Source organism: Streptomyces pimonensis, from assembly GCF_041380215.1.
Classification (GTDB): domain Bacteria; phylum Actinomycetota; class Actinomycetes; order Streptomycetales; family Streptomycetaceae; genus Streptomyces; species Streptomyces pimonensis.
In genome coordinates, this window is the sequence record NZ_JAHWZY010000049.1 from 1 (window position 1) to 20,409 (window position 20,409).

Sequence of the window (20,409 nt, forward strand, 5' to 3'; positions counted from 1 at the left end):
CCGGACGGGCCGCCGGAGCGCGCGGCGGACCGAAGAAACCCGGGGGCGGTCACTCGACAATGCGTTCGTTCCCAAAGGTTGACCACAAATCACACACGAGCCCTCTACACACCGGCCCCCGATGGTCTAGATTGACCTTGCTTCAGCCGTTCGGACACGGGGCGAACGATAATGATCTTTAGGTCCGGCGTTATGGAAAACCAGCGGTCACACCTTTCACGCCGAACGCGGGAGTGATCGATTCCTGGAGCCCGAAAAGGGCCCCGGGTGCGGGGGGCACCCGGGAGGGGTCGACGGGCTCCCACCCACCTCGAGAGCCCGGCAGGACGTACGGGTCCGCCGCCGGAGTGGGTCGTCCGACCGGTTCTGAAACAGCCGGAATGACAGGTGCAGGGGCGGGGGACGGGGGGCGGGGGCCTCCCATGGGGAGGAACGGCGCGGCGCGGGGGGCGGGGGCCTCCCGGGTGGAGAAACGGTGTCAGGGGAACACGTCGAACCACTGGGGACCTGGGGGGTTCTGTGCGGCATGGGGGATTACTCAGCCCGTTTCCGTCGACGCGCGGGCGTCTGGCGAACGGGGCGATCAGCCGGCCCGCGATCGACTGGGAGCAGCGGTACCGCCGTACCGTGATCAGCGGCGACGCCGTGGCCACGGCTTGTGTGGTGGCGGCGATCGGCAATTTCTTCGGAGCCCGGGACGCGGCCAACTGGCACGAGAAATGGGGGATTCTCGCATTCGGCACCTGGCTTCTGGTACTGGGGGCGCTCGCGGTGAGCCGATCCTGGGCTCCGGCGGTCCTCGGCCAGGGGGCCGAGGAATTCCGCCGGCTCGGACGCTCGCTTTTCGCGGCGACCGTTGTTCTGGCACTCGGTGGAATCGCCCTGACCTCGCGCAACATCAAACTCTGGATCTTCGTCGCGATTCCCGCGATCGCGCTCGTCACCATGACCACGCGGTACCTGCTCCGCCTCCGGCTGCACAAGCAGCGGAAGGACGGATGGTGCCTGAGACCGGTGCTCGCCGCCGGCAGCCCGGACACGGTGCGCGACCTGATCACCCGGACCCGCAAGTTCCCGCACCTCGGCTGGCGGGTGGACGCGGTGTGCACGCCGGACGGTCTCGGGCCCGACGGCGACCATCTGGAGGGAGTACCGGTCGTCGGCCGGCTGACGGACGTCGCCGGCCACGTCCGCCGCGACGGTTACCGCGTCGTCGCGGTCACCCCGGACCCGCACTGGTCGCCGGACCGGCTGCAACGGCTGGCCTGGAACCTCGAGGGCAGCGACGCCGACATGGTCGTGGCCCCCGTGCTGATGGAGGTGGCCGGCCCGCGGCTGCACATCGACGCGGTGCTCGGGATCCCGCTGCTGCGGGTCAGCATGCCGGCCTTCACCGGGGGCCGCCGGGTGGTCAAAGGGATCGTCGACCGGCTGGGCGCGGCGCTCCTGCTGGTGCTGTTCGCGCCGCTGATGGTGTGCGTCGGGCTGCTCGTGCTGGCGACCAGCCCGGGCGGGGCGTTCTACCGCCAGCGCAGGGTCGGCAAGGACGGCCGCGAGTTCACCATCCTCAAGTTCCGCACCATGGTCGTCGGGGCCGACCGGGTCCGTGCCGGACTGGCCGACCGCAACGAGGGCGCCGGCCTGCTGTTCAAGCTCCGCCGGGACCCGCGGGTGACCCGGGTGGGAGCGGTGCTGCGCCGGTACTCGATCGACGAGCTCCCGCAGCTCCTCAACGTGCTCACCGGATCGATGTCGCTCGTCGGTCCGCGGCCTCCGTTGCCGGAGGAGTGCGCCGCGTACGGCCCGGACATCCGGCGGCGGCTGCTGGTCAAGCCCGGACTCACCGGTCTGTGGCAGATCAGCGGACGCAGCGACCTGTCGTGGGAGGAGTCGGTCCGGCTGGACCTGCGGTACGTGGAGGACTGGTCGCTCGCCCTCGACACAGTGATCCTGTGGAAGACGCTGCGCGCGGTGTTCTACGGCCAGGGGGCCTACTGATGCGCCGGGACCGTCGTCCGGCCGGCGCACGGAACGCAGGCCGCGAGGGTCTGCCTGGGGGGAGGAACGGGACATGAGAGTCAGCGTCTTCGGGCTCGGCTACGTGGGCTGCGTGTCGGCCGCGTGTCTGGCCGGCACGGGGCACGAGGTCATCGGGGTGGACGTCAACCAGGTGAAGGTCGACCTGGTCAACGACGGCAGGGCCCCGGTGGTCGAGGAGCGGATCGGCGAGCTCGTCGCCGAGGTCGTGGGGAGCGGGGCGTTACGCGCCACCCGTGACGTCCGCGAGGCGATCATGGGAAGCGAGGTGTCGCTGGTCTGCGTGGGCACGCCCTCGGAGCCCAACGGCAGCCTGTGCACCACGTACTTGGAGCGGGTCACCGAGCAGATCGGAGCCGCGCTGGCCGAGCGGGGCGGGCGGCACACCGTGGTGTTCCGCAGCACCATGCTCCCGGGCACCTGCCTGGACCTGCTGGTGCCGATCCTGGAGAAGTCCGTCGGCGGCACGGCCGGGGTGGACGTCGGGGTCGCGGTCAACCCGGAGTTCCTGCGCGAGGGCACGAGCGTGCGGGACTTCTTCGACCCGCCCAAGACCGTCATCGGCGAACTCGACCCGGCGAGCGGCGACGTGGTGGCGGCGCTGTACGAGGGCCTGCCCGGCGAGGTGTTCCGGGTGCCGATCCCGACGGCCGAGGCGATCAAGTACGCGGACAACGCGTTCCACGGCCTCAAGATCGGCTTCGCGAACGAGCTGGGCGCGGTGTGCCAGGCGCTCGGGGTGGACTCGCACCAGGTGATGGACGTGTTCCTGGCCGACCGCAAGCTGAACATCAGCCCCGCCTACCTGCGGCCCGGCTTCGCCTTCGGCGGCTCCTGCCTGCCCAAGGACCTGCGCAGCCTGGTGTACGCCGCGCAGCGGGCCGACGTCTCGGTTCCCATCCTCGCCCATGTGCTGCCCTCCAACTCCGACCACCTGCAGCGCGCGGTGGAGCTGGTGGAGCGCACCGGCAAGCGCCGGGTGGGGCTGTTCGGGCTCTCCTTCAAACCCGGCACCGACGACCTGCGCGAGAGCCCGCTCGTCGAACTGGCGGAGCGGCTCTTCGGCAAGGGGTACGACCTCAGGATCCACGACGCCAACGTGAGCCTGTCCCGGCTGCTCGGCGCGAACCGCGAGTACATCGAGACCCGGCTGCCGCACCTCGCGCACCTGCTCGCGGACTCCGTCGGCGAGGTGCTCGAGCACGCCGAGGTGTGCCTGGTCGGGACCAGGGACCCGGCCGTACTGGCGGCGCTGCCGCACGGCGACGGCCCGCTGATCGTCGATCTCGTCCGCCTTCCCGACGCCGAGGCGCGCCGGACCGAACCGGGGTACATGGGCCTTGCTTGGTGACACGTCGTCCAGGGACACGGCCGGCGGCGGCCGGCCGGGCCGGCGCGCGCTGGTCCTGGTGGAGAACCTGTCGGTGCCGTTCGACCGGCGGGTGTGGCAGGAGTGCACCACGCTGCGCGACGCGGGCTGGGAGGTGCACGTCATCTGCCCCCGCGGGACCAAGCGGGACACGGAGCCGGAGACGGTGATCGACGGGGTGCGGATCCACCGCTACCCGTTGCGCGCGGCCACCGGAGGGCCGGCCGGCTACCTGCGGGAGTACGGATCGGCGCTGTGGCACACGGTCCGGCTGGCCCGGAAGGTCGGCCCGGTCGACGTGGTCCACGCCTGCAACCCGCCCGACCTGCTGTTCCTGCCGGCCCTGTGGATGAAGCGGCGCGGCGCGCGGTTCGTCTTCGACCAGCACGACCTGGTGCCCGAGCTGTACCTCTCCCGGTTCGGCCGCGGCGAGGACCTGCTCTACCGCGCCGTGTGCGCGCTGGAACGGATGACCTACCGGGCCGCGGACGTGGTGCTCGCCACGAACGAGAGCTACCGGGACGTCGCGGTGCGCCGTGGCGGCCGGCGGCCGCAGGACGTCTTCGTGGTGCGCAGCGCGCCCGACGTCGAACGGTTCCACCCCGTGCCGCCCGAGCCGGAGTTGAAGCGCGGCAAGCCCCATCTGCTGTGCTACCTCGGCGTCATGGGACCGCAGGACGGCGTCGACTACGCCCTGCGGGCCCTGGCGAAGCTGCGCGACGAGGTCGGGCGGACCGACTGGCACGCGGTGTTCGTCGGCGCCGGCGACACCTTCGACGCGATGGTGGAGCTGTCCCGGCGGCTCGGACTCGCGGAGCAGGTGCAGTTCACCGGGCGCGTCCCGGACGCCGACCTGGTGCGCTACCTGTCCACCGCGGACGTGTGCCTCTCCCCCGACCCGCACAATCCGCTCAACGACGTGTCGACCATGAACAAGGTCCTGGAGTACATGGTGATGGGCCGGCCGATCGTCTCGTTCGACCTGAAGGAGGCGCGGGTCTCCGCCGGCGACGCCGCCCTCTACGCGTCCGCGAACGACGAGTCCGAGTTCGCGAAGCTCATCGCACTGCTGCTGGACGATCCGGGGAAGCGGGCGCTGATGGGCGGGATCGGCCAGGAGCGGATCGGCGGACCGCTCTCCTGGCGGAACTCCCAGGCGTCGCTGCTCGCCGCCTACGACGCCGCCTGCCGAGGCCGCGCCCCGGTGTCGGCGGGCGGCCCGTACCGGGCAGGGAGAAGGCCGCGCCGTTGAGCGACGACACGATACGCCTGGTCACGATCGGGCGGATGTTCCGTCGGCGCCGGCGGCTCCTCGCCGTCCTCGCCGTGCTGGGCGCGCTCGTCGGCTACGGCGCCTCCCTGCTGTTCCCGCCGCGGTACACGGCGTCGGCGTCGGTCCTGCTGCCGGGGGCGTGGGAGGAGCGCGAACTGCTGACCCAGGCGGAGATCGCGACCAGTTCGGTGGTGGTCGACCGCGCGGCCGCCGAACTCGGCTGGAGCGGGGTCGACGGCAGCGAGCTGCGGGACCGGGTGAGCGCCAGGGTCGCCGACGGGAACATCATCGAGGTCTCGGGCACCGCCGGCACCCCGGAGCGCGCACAGCGGCTCTCCGACCAGGTGGTCCAGCAGTTCGTCACCTTCGCCGCGCGGGTCGCGGGCGCCGACGTCGACTCCGAGGCGGCGGCGCGGCCCGAGGCGCTGCGGCAGCTGGTGGCGCGGACCAGCCGCCGCATCACCGAGCTGGCCGACGCCGTCGATCCCGGGCGGACCGTGGAGAGCGTGCAGACCCGCACCGAGCTCGCGAAGCTGCGCACCGCGCTGCGGGAGGCCGTCACCAGGCTGGACCAGGCCGACCCGGCCGCCGACCGGGCCACCATGGTCGTCATGGGGCCGGCGGTCCGGCCGGCCGGCGAGGCTCCGCCGACGAGGACGCAGCTCGTCGGCGGAGGGGCGCTGCTGTTCCTCCTGCTGGGGGTCGTCGGCCATCTCGCCGCGGCGCGGATGAGCCGTCGGCCGCGCACCGCGGCGGAGATCGCCGCGGCGCTGGGCTCGACGCCGCTGGGCACCGTCGAGGTGCCCGACGAACAGCCCGCGCACCGGCCGGAGGACCGTGGTCCGTGGGTCCGGATCCGCCGGCTGCTGGACCTCGACGTCCGGTGGGACGCGCCCGCCCCGCACACGTCCGGCGACGAGGCAGGCGGGCGGGTCCGCCACCGGCGGGTGTGCGCCCGTCTCCGGGACCGGCTGCCGGCCCCGCGGCGGCTGCTGGCCGTCGTCCCGGACGGCGACGGCACCGCCCGCCGGGCCGCCGGACAGCTCCTCGCCGAGGCCGGGGGCGATCCGCTGCTGCGGGTGGTGGAGGTCCCGGCGCACCGGCCGGTGGTCCCCGACCGCGACGAGGAGTCCGGTGTCCTGGTCGTGCTCAGCGCGGGCCGCTGGACCGCGGAGGAGCTCGCCGGCCTCGCCGAGGCGTGCGCGGACGCCGGGCACGAGGTCGTCGGCGCCGTCCTCGCCGACCCGGTCCGGACCCGCCCGGCCCGGTCCGCCGGCCGCTCCCGCTCCGCCGGCCGTCCCCGGGACGCCGCCACGCCGGCGCTCGCGGTGGCCGACGACACGACGGGGGGCGGTGCACGGTGACGACGCGTACGACGCCGGAGCCGCCGGCCGCCGCTCCACTGCTGGACCTTCAGGCGCTGGTGGTGGCGGTGCGCAGGCGGCGCCGCCTGTGGTGCTCGGCGGCGCTGCTGGGGCTGCTCCTCGGCGCGGCCGTGGCGGCCCTGCTGCCGCCGCCGCCGACCGCGGTGACCAAGGTGCTGGTCGCGCACCAGCAGGACCAGCCGAACGACCCCGGAACACTGATCCGCACCGACGCCGCGCTGCTGCACACCACCCGGATCGCCGGTGCGGCCCTGCGGTCCCTCGGGTCCCCGGAGAAACCGGAGGACTTCGTCGAGGAGTACGAGGGGACCGGCTTGACCAACAACCTGCTGCAGATCAACGCGACGGGTGACAGCGACGCGGAAGCGGTGGCCCGCGCCGGGGCACTGGCCGACGCGTTCGTCGCGGACCACGTGAGACGGATACGGGAAGCCGCGGACGCCGAGGCCAAGACCCTGCTCGAACAGCGGGACCGCATGCGGGACGAACTCGCCCAGGTCAACAAGGCGATCGAGGACGGACCGCGGCAGAGCGGACCGAAGGCGTCGGCGAACCTGGAGACGCTCTTCGCCCGCCGGGCCGAACTCACCTCGCGGATCACCGACTTCGGCCAGCGTGCCGCGGAGGCGCGAATCGGCACGCCCCGACTCGTCGCCGGCACGCAGATCGTGGACGCCCCGCACGCGGTACGGCACTCCCTGCCCAGGACCGCCGCCGCCAACGCCGCGATCGGGCTCTTCCTCGGGCTCTTCCTCGGGCTCGCGGTGGCCGCGGTCACCGCGGTGGTGGCGGACCGCCCCGTGCTGCGCCGGGACATCGCGGCGCACCTCGGCGCCTCGGTCCTCGCGGAGCTGCCCCGCCGGCCGGCCGGGCCGTGGCGGCGCCGGCGGGTCCGGGCGACACGCGAACGGCTCACCGCCTCCCTGGCCCGCACCGCGCGCGGCTCCGCGGAACCGGTGTCGCTGCTGGAACTGGGCTGCGCGCGCAGCACGGGCGGGATCGCCCTGGACCTCGCCCGCGCACTGGCCGCGGAGGGGCCCGTGGTCGTCGTCGACGGCCTGCCCGGCCCGCAGCTCGCCCGGCGCCGCCCGAGGCCGGGGGATCCCACCGTGGTCAGCGGCGCGGACGCCGCGGCCCTGCCACGGCAGGAGCGCCGGATCGGCGTCGGCTCGGTGGCGCCCGGCACGGCGTGGACCGACCTGCCGCACCTCGGCACGCGGACCGTGCTCGTCGTGCGCGCCGGACACGGCAGCGCCGCATGGCTGCACACCGTGGCGCGGCAGCTCGCGGACCGGCGCATCGCGGTGATCGGTGTGGTGCTGATCGACCCGGATCCACGTGACCGGACCGACGGCACGCTGTGGGACGGGTCGCGCACCGCGCCGCGCGCCCACGGCGAGCGGCCGGAACGACGGAACGGCGGGGGTACCCCCCACGCCGTCCAGGCAGTGGGCAAGGACCGGCCGCGGACGGAGCGGCTGCCGATGCCGGCGGCCCGGGTCCCGGACAGCGACCAGGAGGCGCGGTAGGACATGTGTGGCATCGCAGGCACGTACCGGTGGCCGGACGGGAAGGCCGTGACCGACCGGCTCACCGATGTCCTCGCCCACCGCGGTCCGGACGGGGCGGGCCGCTACAGCCACCCCGCCGGTGACGGCGAGGTGCACCTCGGGCACCGTCGGCTGGCCGTCATCGACCCGTCCGAGGCGGGCGCCCAGCCGATGGCCTCGGACGGCCTCGTCCTGACGTACAACGGAGAGCTGTACAACGCCCCCGAGCTGCGGACCGAGCTGGCGGCCGCCGGGGTGCGCTTCCGCGGCACCTCCGACACCGAGGTGCTCCTCGAGGCCTGGCGGCGCTGGGGCACGGCCTGCCTGCCCCGGCTGCGCGGCATGTTCGCGTTCGGGGTCTTCGACGAGCGGACCGGTGAGCTGGTGCTCGTCCGCGACCAGCTCGGCGTCAAGCCGCTGTTCCTGCTCCGGCGCGGGGACGGTCTGGTGTTCGCCTCCGAGCTCAAGGCGCTCGCCGCCGTGACCGGCGGGTCGCTGGAGGTGGACCGTGCGGCGCTGGTGGCCTCGCTGCTGTACTACTGGGTGCCGGACTCGCGGTGCGCGCTGCGCGGGGCGGAGAAGCTGCCGCCGGGGAGCTGGCTGAGGTGCCGGCCCGACGGCCGGGTGGAGCGCGGCCGGTTCTGGGACCTGAAGGACGTCGCCGCCGAGGGGGCGGAGCGGGCCCGGGCCGGTGAGCAGCCGGACCTGCACACGATCGTCGAGGAGTCGACCCGGCGGCACCTGCTCTCCGACGTGCCCGTGGCGACCTTCCTCTCCGGCGGCCTCGACTCCAGTTACCTGACGGCGCTGGCGGCCCGCGAGCGGCCCGGGATCTCCGCCTACACGATCGGGTTCCGCGCCGAGGACGCCAGGTTCGAGGCGATGCCCGACGACCTGCGCTACGCCCGGCGGGTGGCCGAGCGGTTCGGTGTCGACCTGCGGGAGATCGAGATCGCCCCGGACGTGCTCGACCTGCTGCCGCGGATGACGTACCACCTGGACGAGCCGGTCGGCGACCCCGCGGCGATCAACACGTTCCTGATCTGCTCGGCCGCCCGGGAGGCCGGGGTCAAGGTGATGCTCTCGGGGATGGGCGCCGACGAGCTGTTCGCCGGGTACCGCAAGCACCTGGCCAACCTGATCGCGCTGCGCTACCAGCGCGTCCCGCGTCCCCTGCGGCGCGGTCTGTCCGCGGCCGTGGACCGGCTGCCGGTCGCCACGAGCCGCCGGGGGTACCGGTCGGTGCGCTTCGCGAAGCGGTTCCTCTCCTTCGCCGGCCTGCCGGAGGAGACCGCGTTCCGGCGCAGCTACACCATGTACGACCGAAACGAGCTGCTCGCCCTGATCGATCCGGACCTGGCCCCGGTGGTCGACGACGTGCTGACCGAGCACGCGGACACCTACCGGGACAACGACCTCGACGACTTCGTCAACCGCATGTGCCTGGGCGACGCCCGGATGTTCCTGCCGGGCCTGAACCTCGCCTACACGGACCGCTCCAGCATGGCCGCGTCGACCGAGGTACGGGTGCCGTACGTGGACGTCGAGGTGGTCAGGGCGGCGTTCGCCGTGCCCGGCGACCGCAAGATCGTCGGACGGCAGGGCAAGGCCGTCCTCAAGAAGGCGGCCACCTCGGTCCTGCCCCGGGAGATCGTGTACCGGCCCAAGGGCCTGTTCAGCGCTCCGCTGCGGGCCTGGATGAGCCGGGACCTGGCGCCGCTGGTGCGCGAGGTGGTCAACGACGGCGAGCTCGTCCGTTCCGGGATCCTGCGCCGCGACGCGCTCCGGCGGCTCGTCGCCGAGGACGCCGCCGGGCAGCGGGACTTCTCCAAGCATCTGTGGCACGTGCTGACCCTCGAGTACTGGTACCGCGGCGCGACCTCCGGGTCCGGCCAGAACCCCCCGACGGCGTAGAGACAAGAGGACTTCGGTGAAACAGGTCGTACAGAACTACAAGAGCGGCGAGCTGGCCCTGCTCGACGTGCCGGTGCCGGGGTGCAAGCCGGGTGGTGTGCTGGTCCGCAGCGCCTACTCGCTGATCTCCACCGGGACCGAACTGATGAAGGTGTCCGAGGCCGGCATGTCGATGGTGGGCAAGGCCCGCTCCCGGCCGGACCAGGTGGCCAAGGTCGTGCAGAGCGTGGCCGTCAACGGGGTGCCCGCCACCTACCGCAAGGTGATGGGCAAGCTGGACTCCTACACGCCGTTGGGCTACTCGCTGTGCGGGGTGGTCGAGCAGGTCGGCGCCGGGATCGACGACGTGAAGGTCGGCGACCTCGTGGCCTGCGCCGGCAACGAGCACGCGTTGCACGCCGAGCTGAACTGGGTGCCGAAGAACCTCTACGTCCCGGTGCCGGACGGCCTCGCGCCGCGGCACGCGGCCTTCGGCACCGTCGGGGCGATCGCGCTGCAGGGCGTCCGCCGGGGCGAGCCGCAGCTCGGCGAGGTGGCCCTGGTCGTCGGCCTCGGCCTGATCGGCCAGCTGGTGGTGCAGCTCCTCGCCGCCTCGGGGGTCCGCGTCGTCGGGGCCGACCCCGACCCGGTGCGCTGCGAGCTCGCCGAGCGGCTGGGCGCGGCGGCCTGCGGCGACCCCGGCTCCGCGGCCGTGGAGACCGCCGTCGCCGAACTCACCGGCGGCCACGGGGTGGACCAGGTGTACCTGGCCGCCGGCGGCGGCAGCAACCAGCCCGTCGAGCTGGCCGCCCGGCTGAGCCGGGACCGCGGCCGGGTGGTCGACATCGGCAAGTGCCGCCTGGACCTGCCGTGGAACGCGTACTACGAGAAGGAGCTCGACGTCCGGTTCTCCCGCAGCTACGGTCCCGGGCGCTACGACCCGGAGTACGAGCTCGAGGGGCGGGACTACCCGATCGGCTACGTGCGCTGGACCGAGCGCCGCAACCTGGCGTGCTTCCTCGACCTGGTCGCCCGCGGCCGCGTCGACGTGGAGCCCCTGGTCTCCCGCACGGCCGACTTCGACGACGCCGTCGAGACGTACCGGAGCCTGGAGGACGGCGGTCTGAAGGCGGTGGCGGTGCTGTTCCGGTACCCCGGGCAGGACGCGGCCGAGGTTCAGGCCCCGGCGGTGGCCGTGCCCGCGGTGCGGCGCGACGGCACCGTGTCCGCCCCGGCCCGGGTCGCGGGGGCGCCGGTGCGACTGGCGTTCGTCGGCGCGGGCAACTACGCGTCGTCGATGCTGCTGCCGCACCTGGCGCAGCGCGACGGCGTCGAGCTGTCGGCGGTCGTCACCACGACGGCGCTGTCCGCGGCCAACGCGCAGCGCAAGTTCGGCTTCGGCAGGGCGACCACCGACCTCGACACCGTGCTCGGCGACGGGTCCGTCGACGCGGTGTTCGTGGTCACCCGGCACAGCTCGCACGCCGAACTGACCCGGAAGGCGCTGCTGGCCGGCAAGGCGGTGTTCGTGGAGAAGCCGCTGGCGCTCACCGAGGACGAACTGGCCGGCGTGCTCGCGGCGGTGGAGGAGTCCGGCAACGACCGGCTCCAGGTGGGCTTCAACCGGCGGTTCGCGCCGCTGCTGCGGGAGGCCAGGGAGCGGTTCGGCGCCCGCAGCGGACCGGGACACCTGCGCTACCTGGTCAACGCGGGCCGCCTCGACCACGGCAGCTGGTACCTCCGGCAGGGCAGCGAGGGCTCGCGGTTCACCGGCGAGGGCGGGCACTTCATCGACACGGCGAGCTGGCTGCTGGGGGCCGACCCGGACTCGGTGTACGCGGTCACCACGCCCGGCAACGAGGACCTCCAGGTCGTGCTGCGCTACCCGGACGGGTCCACCGCCACCATCGGTTACGTCACCACCGGCCCGTCCGGCTTCCCCAAGGAGACGCTGGACCTGGTCGCGGACGGCCGTGCGCTGCGGCTCGACGACTTCGTCCGCGCCTCCGTGTACGACGGCCGCAGGCGGTGGGTCAGTTCGCGGCTGCCCAAGGCCCGGGACAAGGGCCAGTCCGCCGAACTGGCCGCGTTCGTCAAGGCCGTGCGGGCCGGCGGGCCCATGCCGGTGCCGCTGGAGTCGCTGGTCGCCACCACGGCGGCCACCCTCGCCGTCCGAGCCGGCCTGGCCGCCGGTGCGCCGGTGACGCTGACGGGGGCACGATGACGGTGAGTTCGGGGGGGCCGGGCTGGTACCTGCGGCGGCTGTCCCGGATGGGGCCGCAGGAGGTCGGCGGCCGGGCGGTCGACGCGGTGCGCAGGCGGCGGTGGCGGTCGGCGCCGCCGCCGAAGTGCCCCGAGGCGACCGGCGCCCGGTTCACCGCGGTCCTGCCCGCGGGGGCGGTCGACGCGGTGCCGCCGGACGCCGCGAAACGCCTCGTCGCCGAGGCGGACCGGCTGATGGCCGGGCACGCCGGGTTCTTCGGGGTGGAGCGCGACGACCTGGCCGACCCGGACTGGTGGTACGACCCGAGGACCGGGCGCCGGGCGCCGGGGGGGTACGCCTTCGACGTGCCGTACCGGGACGAGGAGGCGGTCGGGGACATCAAGCAGATCTGGGAGCCGTCCCGGCACCAGTACCTCACCGTGCTCGCCGCCGCCTACGCGGTCACCGGGAACGAGCGGTACGCCGAGCGGGTGGCCGGGCACCTGCGGTCGTGGTGGACGGTCAACCCGCCGCTGCGCGGGGTGCACTGGACCAGCGGCATCGAGCTGGGGATCCGGCTGCTGTCCTGGGTGTGGATCCGCCGGCTGCTCGACGGCTGGCCGGGCGCGGCCGGGCTGTTCGAGGACAACCCGGTGGCCCGCCACCAGATCTGGCACCACCAGCGCTGGCTGGCCGCCTTCCCCAGCCGGGGCTCCTCGGCGAACAACCACGTCATCGCCGAGGCCGCCGGGCAGTTCGCGGCGTCCTGCGCGTTCGGGTGGTTCCCCGCCTCGGCGCGCTGGCGGACCGAGGCGCTGCGGTCGCTGGAGCGGCAGCTGCGCGCCAACACCTTCGGCTCCGGTCTCAACCGCGAGCTGGCCACCGAGTACCACGGACTGGTGCTGGAGCTCGGGCTGGCCGCGGTGGCCGAGGCGGACGCCGCGGACGTGCCGGTCCCCGCACCGGTCCGGCTGGTGCTGCTGCGGATGACCGACGCGCTCGCGGCCGTCGTGGACGACCGGCTGCGGCCGCCGCGCCAGGGGGACGCGGACGACGGGCACGGGCTGGTCGTGGACGGCGCGGGCACCGACCGCTGGGGCTCGCTGCTGGCCACCGGGGACGCCGTGTTCGGCCGGCTCGACTGGTGGCCGGCGGTGACCGGCACCGATGTGCGCACCCCGCTGCTGGCCGCGCTCATCCGGCCCACCGCGCCGGCCGTGTCCCGCCCGGCGAGCCGGCCGGCCCACTTCGCCGACGCGGGGCTCACCGTCCTGCGGGCTCCGGGCGGGATCTGGTGCCGCTGCGACGGCGGTCCGCACGGCTTCCTGTCCATCGCCGCGCACGCCCACGCGGACGCGCTGTCCGTGGAGGTCCGGCACGACGGGGTCGACGTGCTCGCCGACCCGGGCACGTACTGCTACCACGGGCAGCCCGAGTGGCGGCGGTACTTCCGGTCGACCCTCGGCCACAACACCCTGGAGCTGGACGGCGCCGACCAGTCCGTCTCCGGCGGCCCGTTCCTGTGGACCCGGCACGCCCGCAGCCGCGTCCTGGTCGCGGACGCCTCCGGCGCCCTCGACGGGGGAACGGCCCGCTGGTGCGCCGAGCACGACGGCTACCGGGGCTCCGTGCACCGCCGCCGGGTGGAGCTGACCGCCGCGAGCCGGGAGCTGAGGGTGGTCGACGAGGTGCGCGGCCCGCGCCGGGAGGTGCGGCTGGCGTTCCACCTCGGCCCGGCGGTCACCGCGGACCTGGCGGGGAACCGGGCCCTGCTCACCTGGCGGCGGGACGGCGAGGACCGCTCTGCGGTGCTCGACCTGCCCGGCCGGCTGTCCTGGCGGGCGCACCGCGGCGAGACCGACCCACCGCTGGGCTGGTACTCCGCGGGCTTCGGCCGCAGGGAGCCCGCCACCACGCTGGTCGGTACCGGCTTCACCGACGGCGCGCAAACGTTCACGACCGTGCTCGGGTTCCACGGCTGAGGAGGGGGACACGTGGGGAGCAAGGGGCGGCGCCGGGCGTTGCCGGCGGCACCGCTGGCGCTGGTCCTGCTGGCGGCGACCGGCTGCGAGGGCACGCCGGACGCGCGGCCGGAGCCGTCCGCCGCGCCGTCCGGGTCCGTGGCCCGGGTGTGCGCCGCGCCCGCGGCCGGGCCGGCGAAGGCGCCGGCGGGCGCGGTGACGGTCGATCCCGCGGTCCCCGGCGACCTGGCCGCGAAGACCAGGACCAGTCCCCCGCACACCACGTTCTGGCTGCGGCCGGGCACGCACCGGCTCGATCCGGACCGCTACGCCCAGGTCGTCCCCAAGGAGGGGAACCGCTACCTCGGCGCGCCGGGCGCGGTGCTCGACGGCCGCAGGACCAACCAGTACGCGTTCGGCGGCACCGCTCGCGACGTCACCATCCGCCATCTGACCGTGCAGGGTTTCGTCGCGCCGCACGACGAGGGCGTGGTCAACCACGACTCGGCCGACGGGTGGACGATCGAGCACGCGACGATCCAGAGGAACTCCGGCGCCGGGTTGATGGCCGGCGCCCGCCAGAAGGTCCGCGCCAGCTGTCTGCGCGACAACGGCCAGTACGGCATGAACGCGTACAAGGCCGGCGGCCGCATCAGCGGCCTGGTGGTCGAGGGCAACGAGATCACGGGCAACAACACCGACGACTGGGAGCGGCGGCGGCCGGGCTGCGGCTGCACCGGAGGCGTCAAGTTCTGGGCCGTCGACGGCGCCGACGTACGCGGCAACTGGGTGCACGACAACCGCGGAGCCGGGTTGTGGGCGGACACCAACAACAACGACTTCCGCATCGAGGGCAACGTGCTGGAGGAGAACGACGGCGCCGCGCTGATCTACGAGACCAGCTACAACGCGGTCATCCGGAAGAACACGATCCGGCGGAACAACTGGGTCGAGGGCCGCAGGTACGCCGACCGCGGCGACTCCTTCCCGTACGCGACCGTCTACCTGTCCGAGTCCGGCGGCGAACCCCGGGTCCGGGCCCGCACGGACAGGATCGAGATCCACCGGAACGTGCTGGAGGACAACTGGTCCGGTATCACCCTGTGGGAGAACGCCGACCGGTTCTGCAACAGCCCGGCCAACACCTCGTCCGGTGACTGCACGCTGCTGGTGGAGGACAAGGACCGCTGCGCACAGCCGGCGATCGCCACCGCACCGCTCTACGCCGACTGCCGGTGGAAGACCCAGCGGGTGGACATCCGCGGCAACCGCTTCGTGCTGGACAAGTCCGTCGTCGACTGCGCGGTGAAGTGCGACCGCATGGCGGTGCTGGCCAACTACGGCACCTACCCGGACTGGTCGCCGTACCAGGGCGAGCGGGTGGCCGAGGCGATCACCCTGGAGCAGCACAACCGCTGGCACGACAACGTCTACGTCGGGCCGTGGACGTTCGTCGTCCACGATCCCAGCCGGACACTCGACTTCGGGCAGTGGCAGGGCACGCCGTACCGGCAGGACGCGGGCAGCACCCTCCGCGCAGGGGACGGTGGTTGAGGTGGACGCCGGCCACGCGCCGAAGGCCGTCGGGGCGGCCTGGGGACTGCTGGTCCTCAACACGCTCGGCTCCGCCGGGGCGAAGACCGTCGTCCCGCTGCCCCGCTCCCTCATCCAGATGGTCACCATGGGCGCGCTGGTCGCCGCGTTCACGCTGGCGCTGACGGTCAACCTCCGGCTGCGCGTCCGGCCGAGCGCCTACCTGTTCCTGCTCACCCTGCTGCTGGTGCCGAGCGTGATCTCCAGCGCGGACCTGGACTCCGGGTTCGGCGCGCTGTTCCGCTGCGCCCGGCTGGCCCTCTTCGTCGGCACGCTGTGGCTGCTCAGCCGCTGGTGGGACGGCGGTCAGACGTTCGTCCGGCACCACATCCGGATGTACTTCCTGGTCCTGGGGTCGGTGGCCGCCGGCCTGGTCGTCTCGCCGGGCGCCGCCCTGCCCGAGCTCTACGGCGGCCGGCTGGTCGGCGCGTTGTGGCCGCTCACCCCGCCGCAGATCGGACAGTACGCCGCGGTGATCATCGGGCTCACCGTGCTGCTCCTCCTGGGCCGCCGGACCGACCGGCGCAGCGCGGCGCTGGTCGTCGTGCCGTCGCTGGTCCTGCTGGCGCTGACCCACACCCGGACGGCCACGCTCGGACTGGTCGCCGGACTGGTGCTGGCGATCGGCTCGCTCGTCCTGACCAGCGCCGCCGCCCGCCGGTTCTTCACCTGGGCGGTGCTGTGCGCCGTCGTGGCCGCGGTGGGGTTCGGCTCCGCGCTGCAGGCGTGGTTCCTGCGCGGACAGAGCCAGGAGAACTTCACCAGCCTCACCGGCCGGGCCAAGGTCTGGGACGCGTTGCTGACGGCGCCCCGGACGACCTCGGAGTTCCTGCTCGGCACGGGCCTGGGCGACAAGTCGTTCGGCGGGCTGCCGATCGACAACAGCTGGCTGGCCGTCTACCACGAGCAGGGGACGGCCGGCGTCGCCCTGGTGGCGGCGGTCTTCGTCGTGCTGGGCGGCGTCGCGCTGCTGCGGCCGCCGTCGCTGTCGAGGGCCTGCGCGATCTTCCTGATCGGCTACTGCGCGATCGCGTCGTACACCGAGGCCGGGCTGGGCGACGCCTCGCCGTACCTGCTGCACCTGGCCGTGGCCGCCTCGCTGCTCGCGGCGCCCGCCCCGGCCGCTCCCCTCCCGGGACCCGACGCCCCCCGACGACGTGTTCCGCGCTGGGCCCGGACATCGGAGGTGACCTGAGCATGCACGTCCTCGTGGTGCACAACCGCTACGCCTCGGCGCAGCCGAGCGGGGAGAACAAGGTGGTCGACCAGGAGGTGGCGCTGCTGCGCGGGGCCGGCCACCGGGTCGGGGTGTTCGAACGGCGCAGCGACGACATCGCCGCCCGGTCCCTGCCGGCCAAGGCCGCGCTGCCGTTCCTCGTGCCGTGGAACCCGGGGGTCCGCGCGGAGCTCGCCGCCCGGCTCCGCGCCGAACGGCCGGACGTGGTGCACGTCCACAACGTCTTCCCGCTGCTGTCGCCGGCGGTGCTGGCCGCCTGCGCCGACGCCGGCGTGCCCGTCGTCGCCACGCTGCACAACTACACCCAGGTCTGCCCGCCCGGCACGCTCCAGCGGGACGGCCGGCCGTGCACCGAGTGCGTCGGGGCCGCACCGCTGCCCGCCGTCCGGCACGGCTGCTACCGCGGCTCCCGTCTCGCGACGGTGCCGCTCGCGGTCAGCCTGTCGGTCAACCGGCGGCGGTGGTGGACCGGCGTGGAGCGGTTCTTCTGCATCTCCGCGGCGCAGCGCGAGGTCCTGGTGCGGGCCGGCATGCCGGCCGGACGGCTGGCGGTGAAGCACAACTTCGTGCCCGACCCGGACGCCCGCCGGACGGGCGCCGGCGAGCACCTGCTCTACCTCGGCCGGCTCGCGGAGGCCAAGGGCGTCCGGCTGCTCATGGCCGCGTGGGACGAGATCGCCGCCGGCGGCGGTGCGGGCGTGCCGCTCGTGATCGCCGGCACGGGGCCGCTGGAGCCGGAAGTGACCACCTGGGCGGCGGGCCGGGACGACGTGCGCTACGTCGGCCTGTACGACACCGAGGAGTGCCGTCGGGCCGTCGCCCGGTCGGTCGCCGTGCTGGCCCCCTCGACGTGGCTGGAGGCGTTCGGCCTGGTGGTCGTGGAGGCGATGGCGGCGGGCGTCCCGGTCGTCGCCGCCGGTCACGGCGCCTTCGTCGAACTCGTCGAGGACGGAAGGACCGGGCTGCTGCACCGGCCGGGGGACGCCGCCTCGCTCGCGTCCTGCGTGCGCCGGATCACGGCCGACCCGGCCCTGGGCCGGGAGATGGGCGAGGCGGCCCGGCGCCGTTACGAGCAGGGCTTCAGCCCGGCCGTCGGGCTGGAGCGCCTGGTGGAGGGGTACCGCACCGCGATCGCGGGTCGGTCCGGCGGCGGGGACGGCCCGCCGCCGACAGGGAACGAACACACTGGCCCGCGGCGGGGACACCCCCGCGGGCGGGATGGGGGCAGTAGATGACACGATGCCGACTCTGCGGCTCGGCGGCGCTGGAGAGCGTCGTCGACCTCGGCGCGACCCCGCCGTGCGAGAGCTTCCTCGCCGCGGACCAACTGGACCGGCCGGAGCCGGCGTACCCGCTGCACCTGCGGGTCTGCACCGGCTGCTGGCTCGCGCAGATCCCCCCGCTGATCACGCCGGAGGAGACGTTCAGCGAGTACGCGTACTTCTCCTCCTACTCGACCTCCTGGGTGGAGCACGCGCGCACGTTCGTCGCCGACGCCGCGGCGAGGGTGGGGCTCGGCCCCGACGCCTTCGTGGTCGAGGTCGCGAGCAACGACGGGTACCTGCTGCGGCATGTGGTGGACCGGGGGATCCGCTGCCTCGGCATCGAGCCCTCGGTGAACGTCGGCGCCGCGGCGCGGGAGGCGGGAGTGCCCACGCTCACGGAGTTCCTGACCCCGGACACCGGGGCCGGCGTACGCGCCGAGCACGGCCCGGCGGACCTGGTCGTGGCCAACAACGTGTACGCGCACATCCCCGACGTCGTCGGGTTCACCAAGGGCCTGCGCGCCCTGGTCGCCGACGACGGCTGGGTCTCCGTCGAGGTACAGCACCTGCTGACCCTGATCGAGGGGAACCAGTACGACACGATCTACCACGAGCACTTCCAGTACTACACGGTCGCGTCCGCGGCCCGCGCGCTGGCGAGCGGCGGACTCACGCTCGTGGACGTCGAACTGCTGCCCACGCACGGCGGGTCCATCCGGCTGTGGGCCCGGCCGGACGAGGCGGCCGGCGAGCCGTCCCGCCGGGTGGACGACGCGCTGGACCGGGAGAAGGCCGCCGGACTGCGGGAGCTGTCCGGGTACGCCGAGTTCTCCGCCCGGGTGGCCAAGGTGCGCCGGGACCTGCTGCGGTTCCTCATCGACGCGGCCGAGCGCGGCGAGACCGTCGTCGGCTACGGCGCCCCGGGCAAGGGCAACACCCTGCTCAACCACTGCGGCATCCGGCCCGACCTGCTCCCGTACACGGTCGACCGCAACCCCTACAAGCACGGCAGGTTCACCCCGGGCACCCGCATCCCGGTCCTGCCGCCCGAGCGGATGACCGCCGACCGGCCGGACTACGTCCTCGTCCTGCCGTGGAACCTGCGGGACGAGCTGATCGAGCAGCTGTCGTTCGTGCACGAGTGGGGCGGCCGGCTGGTCTTCCCCATCCCGGAACTGAGCATTGTCGAGGTCGAGCGATGAAGGTCGTACTGTTCTGCGGCGGTTACGGGATGCGGATGCGCAGCGGAGCCGCCGACGACGTGCCCAAGCCGATGGCGATGGTCGGGCCGCGACCGCTGATCTGGCACGTCATGCGCTACTACGCGCACTTCGGGCACAAGGAGTTCATCCTGTGCCTCGGGTACGGGGCGCACCACATCAAGGACTTCTTCCTCAACTACGAGGAGACGACGTCCAACGACTTCGTGCTGCGGGGCGGGCGGACCGAGCTGCTGTCCACCGACATCGCGGACTGGACGATCACGTTCGCGCAGACCGGCATCGAGTCGCCGATCGGGGAGCGGCTGCGCCGGGTGCGGCACCACCTGGACGGCGACGAGATGTTCCTCGCCAACTACGCCGACGTGCTCACCGACGCCCCGCTTCCGGAGATGATCGACCGCTTCGCCCGGCGCGACGCCGGCGCGTCGATGATGGTGGTGCCGCCGCAGTCGTCGTTCCACTGCGTGGAACTGGGTGAGGACGGCCTGGTGGGCGGCATCACCGCGGTGAGCGAACTGCCGCTGTGGGAGAACGGCGGCTACTTCGTGCTCCGCCAGGAGGTCTTCGACCACATACCGGAGAACGGGGACCTGGTCGCCGACGGATGCGCGGGACTGGCCAAGCGAGGGCGGGTGACGGCGTACCGGCACCGCGGCTTCTGGAAGCCGACCGACACCGTGAAGGAGCGGGCCGCGCTCGACGCCGCCTACGCCCGGGGCGACCGGCCGTGGGCCGTGTGGGAACGGGACGGTGCGGACGCCGGGGTGAGGGCGTGATCCGGCTCGGGGCCAGGCGCCTGGACCGGATCGTCGCGGTGGGCGCGCACTGCGACGACATCGCCATCGGCGCCGGCGGCACCCTGCTGACGCTGTGCCTGGCGCGGCCGGGCATCCGCGTCGACGCGCTGGTGCTCTCCGGCGGCGGCGGCGAGCGGGAGCAGGAGGAGCGGGCCGCGCTCGCCGCCTTCTGCCCGGACGCCGACCTGCGGCTGACCGTGCTCAAGCTGCCGGACGGCCGGATGCCCGCGCACTGGGAGGAGGCCAAGACCGCGGTCGAGGAGCTGCGCGGACGGACCGAGCCGGACCTCGTGCTCGCCCCGCGCACCGAGGACGCGCACCAGGACCACCGCGGCCTGGCGAAGCTGATGTCCACCGCGTTCCGCGACCACCTCGTGCTCGGCTACGAGATCGTCAAGTGGGACGGCGACCTCGGCCGCATGGCGGCGTACCAGCCGCTGTCACCGGAGATCGCCGAGCGGAAGGTGCGGCTGCTGCAGGAGCACTACCCCTCGCAGCGGCACCGGCCCTGGTACGACCGGGAGGCCTTCCTGGGCCTGGCCCGGATCCGCGGCATCGAAAGCCACGCGCGCTACGCCGAGGCGTTCGCCGTCACCAAACTCACTCTCGACCTGGGGGAATGA

Annotated in this window: 14 protein-coding genes; all 14 read left to right on the forward strand. The window is 73.7% G+C overall.

Translation table 11 applies throughout. The features are described from left to right. Positions 1-519 precede the first annotated feature (519 nt). On the forward strand, positions 520-1,998 hold the full coding sequence (locus KYY02_RS30380; protein WP_371243583.1) for a sugar transferase: 1,479 nt from the start codon (positions 520-522) through the stop codon (positions 1,996-1,998). 73 nt (positions 1,999-2,071) lie between these two features. Continuing rightward, a complete protein-coding gene (locus KYY02_RS30385; RefSeq protein ID WP_371243586.1) occupies positions 2,072-3,388 on the forward strand; it encodes a nucleotide sugar dehydrogenase in 1,317 nt (438 codons plus the stop codon). Continuing rightward, the gene (locus KYY02_RS30390) at positions 3,378-4,658 is read left to right on the forward strand and encodes a glycosyltransferase family 4 protein (RefSeq protein WP_371243588.1); all 1,281 of its coding nucleotides are present in this window, start codon (positions 3,378-3,380) and stop codon (positions 4,656-4,658) included. The genes KYY02_RS30385 and KYY02_RS30390 overlap by 11 nt, the downstream gene beginning before the upstream one ends. After that, the gene (locus KYY02_RS30395) at positions 4,655-6,043 is read left to right on the forward strand and encodes a Wzz/FepE/Etk N-terminal domain-containing protein (protein ID WP_371243590.1); all 1,389 of its coding nucleotides are present in this window, start codon (positions 4,655-4,657) and stop codon (positions 6,041-6,043) included. The genes KYY02_RS30390 and KYY02_RS30395 overlap by 4 nt, the downstream gene beginning before the upstream one ends. Beyond that, positions 6,040-7,593 (forward strand): Wzz/FepE/Etk N-terminal domain-containing protein, encoded by a 1,554-nt coding sequence (locus KYY02_RS30400; RefSeq protein WP_371243592.1) that lies wholly within the window; start codon positions 6,040-6,042, stop codon positions 7,591-7,593. Before KYY02_RS30395 ends, KYY02_RS30400 begins: the two co-directional genes overlap by 4 nt. A 3-nt stretch (positions 7,594-7,596) precedes the next feature. Next, on the forward strand, positions 7,597-9,528 hold the full coding sequence (gene asnB, locus KYY02_RS30405) for an asparagine synthase (glutamine-hydrolyzing) (RefSeq protein WP_371243594.1): 1,932 nt from the start codon (positions 7,597-7,599) through the stop codon (positions 9,526-9,528). Between the two features lie 16 nt (positions 9,529-9,544). Beyond that, positions 9,545-11,731, forward strand: a complete 2,187-nt coding sequence (locus KYY02_RS30410) for a bi-domain-containing oxidoreductase (RefSeq protein WP_371243596.1) — start codon at positions 9,545-9,547, stop codon at positions 11,729-11,731. Continuing rightward, positions 11,728-13,692, forward strand: a complete 1,965-nt coding sequence (locus KYY02_RS30415; protein ID WP_371243598.1) for a heparinase II/III family protein — start codon at positions 11,728-11,730, stop codon at positions 13,690-13,692. The genes KYY02_RS30410 and KYY02_RS30415 overlap by 4 nt, the downstream gene beginning before the upstream one ends. A gap of 12 nt (positions 13,693-13,704) precedes the next feature. Then, positions 13,705-15,225 (forward strand): right-handed parallel beta-helix repeat-containing protein, encoded by a 1,521-nt coding sequence (locus KYY02_RS30420; RefSeq protein ID WP_371243600.1) that lies wholly within the window; start codon positions 13,705-13,707, stop codon positions 15,223-15,225. Further along, a complete protein-coding gene (locus KYY02_RS30425) occupies positions 15,218-16,459 on the forward strand; it encodes an O-antigen ligase domain-containing protein (protein ID WP_371243602.1) in 1,242 nt (413 codons plus the stop codon). The genes KYY02_RS30420 and KYY02_RS30425 overlap by 8 nt, the downstream gene beginning before the upstream one ends. A gap of 2 nt (positions 16,460-16,461) precedes the next feature. Continuing rightward, positions 16,462-17,736 (forward strand): glycosyltransferase, encoded by a 1,275-nt coding sequence (locus KYY02_RS30430; RefSeq protein ID WP_371243604.1) that lies wholly within the window; start codon positions 16,462-16,464, stop codon positions 17,734-17,736. Next, positions 17,733-18,968 (forward strand): methyltransferase domain-containing protein, encoded by a 1,236-nt coding sequence (locus tag KYY02_RS30435; protein WP_371243606.1) that lies wholly within the window; start codon positions 17,733-17,735, stop codon positions 18,966-18,968. The genes KYY02_RS30430 and KYY02_RS30435 overlap by 4 nt, the downstream gene beginning before the upstream one ends. Further along, on the forward strand, positions 18,965-19,765 hold the full coding sequence (locus KYY02_RS30440; RefSeq protein WP_371243607.1) for a glycosyltransferase family protein: 801 nt from the start codon (positions 18,965-18,967) through the stop codon (positions 19,763-19,765). Before KYY02_RS30435 ends, KYY02_RS30440 begins: the two co-directional genes overlap by 4 nt. Beyond that, on the forward strand, positions 19,762-20,409 hold the full coding sequence (locus KYY02_RS30445) for a PIG-L deacetylase family protein (RefSeq protein WP_371243609.1): 648 nt from the start codon (positions 19,762-19,764) through the stop codon (positions 20,407-20,409). Before KYY02_RS30440 ends, KYY02_RS30445 begins: the two co-directional genes overlap by 4 nt.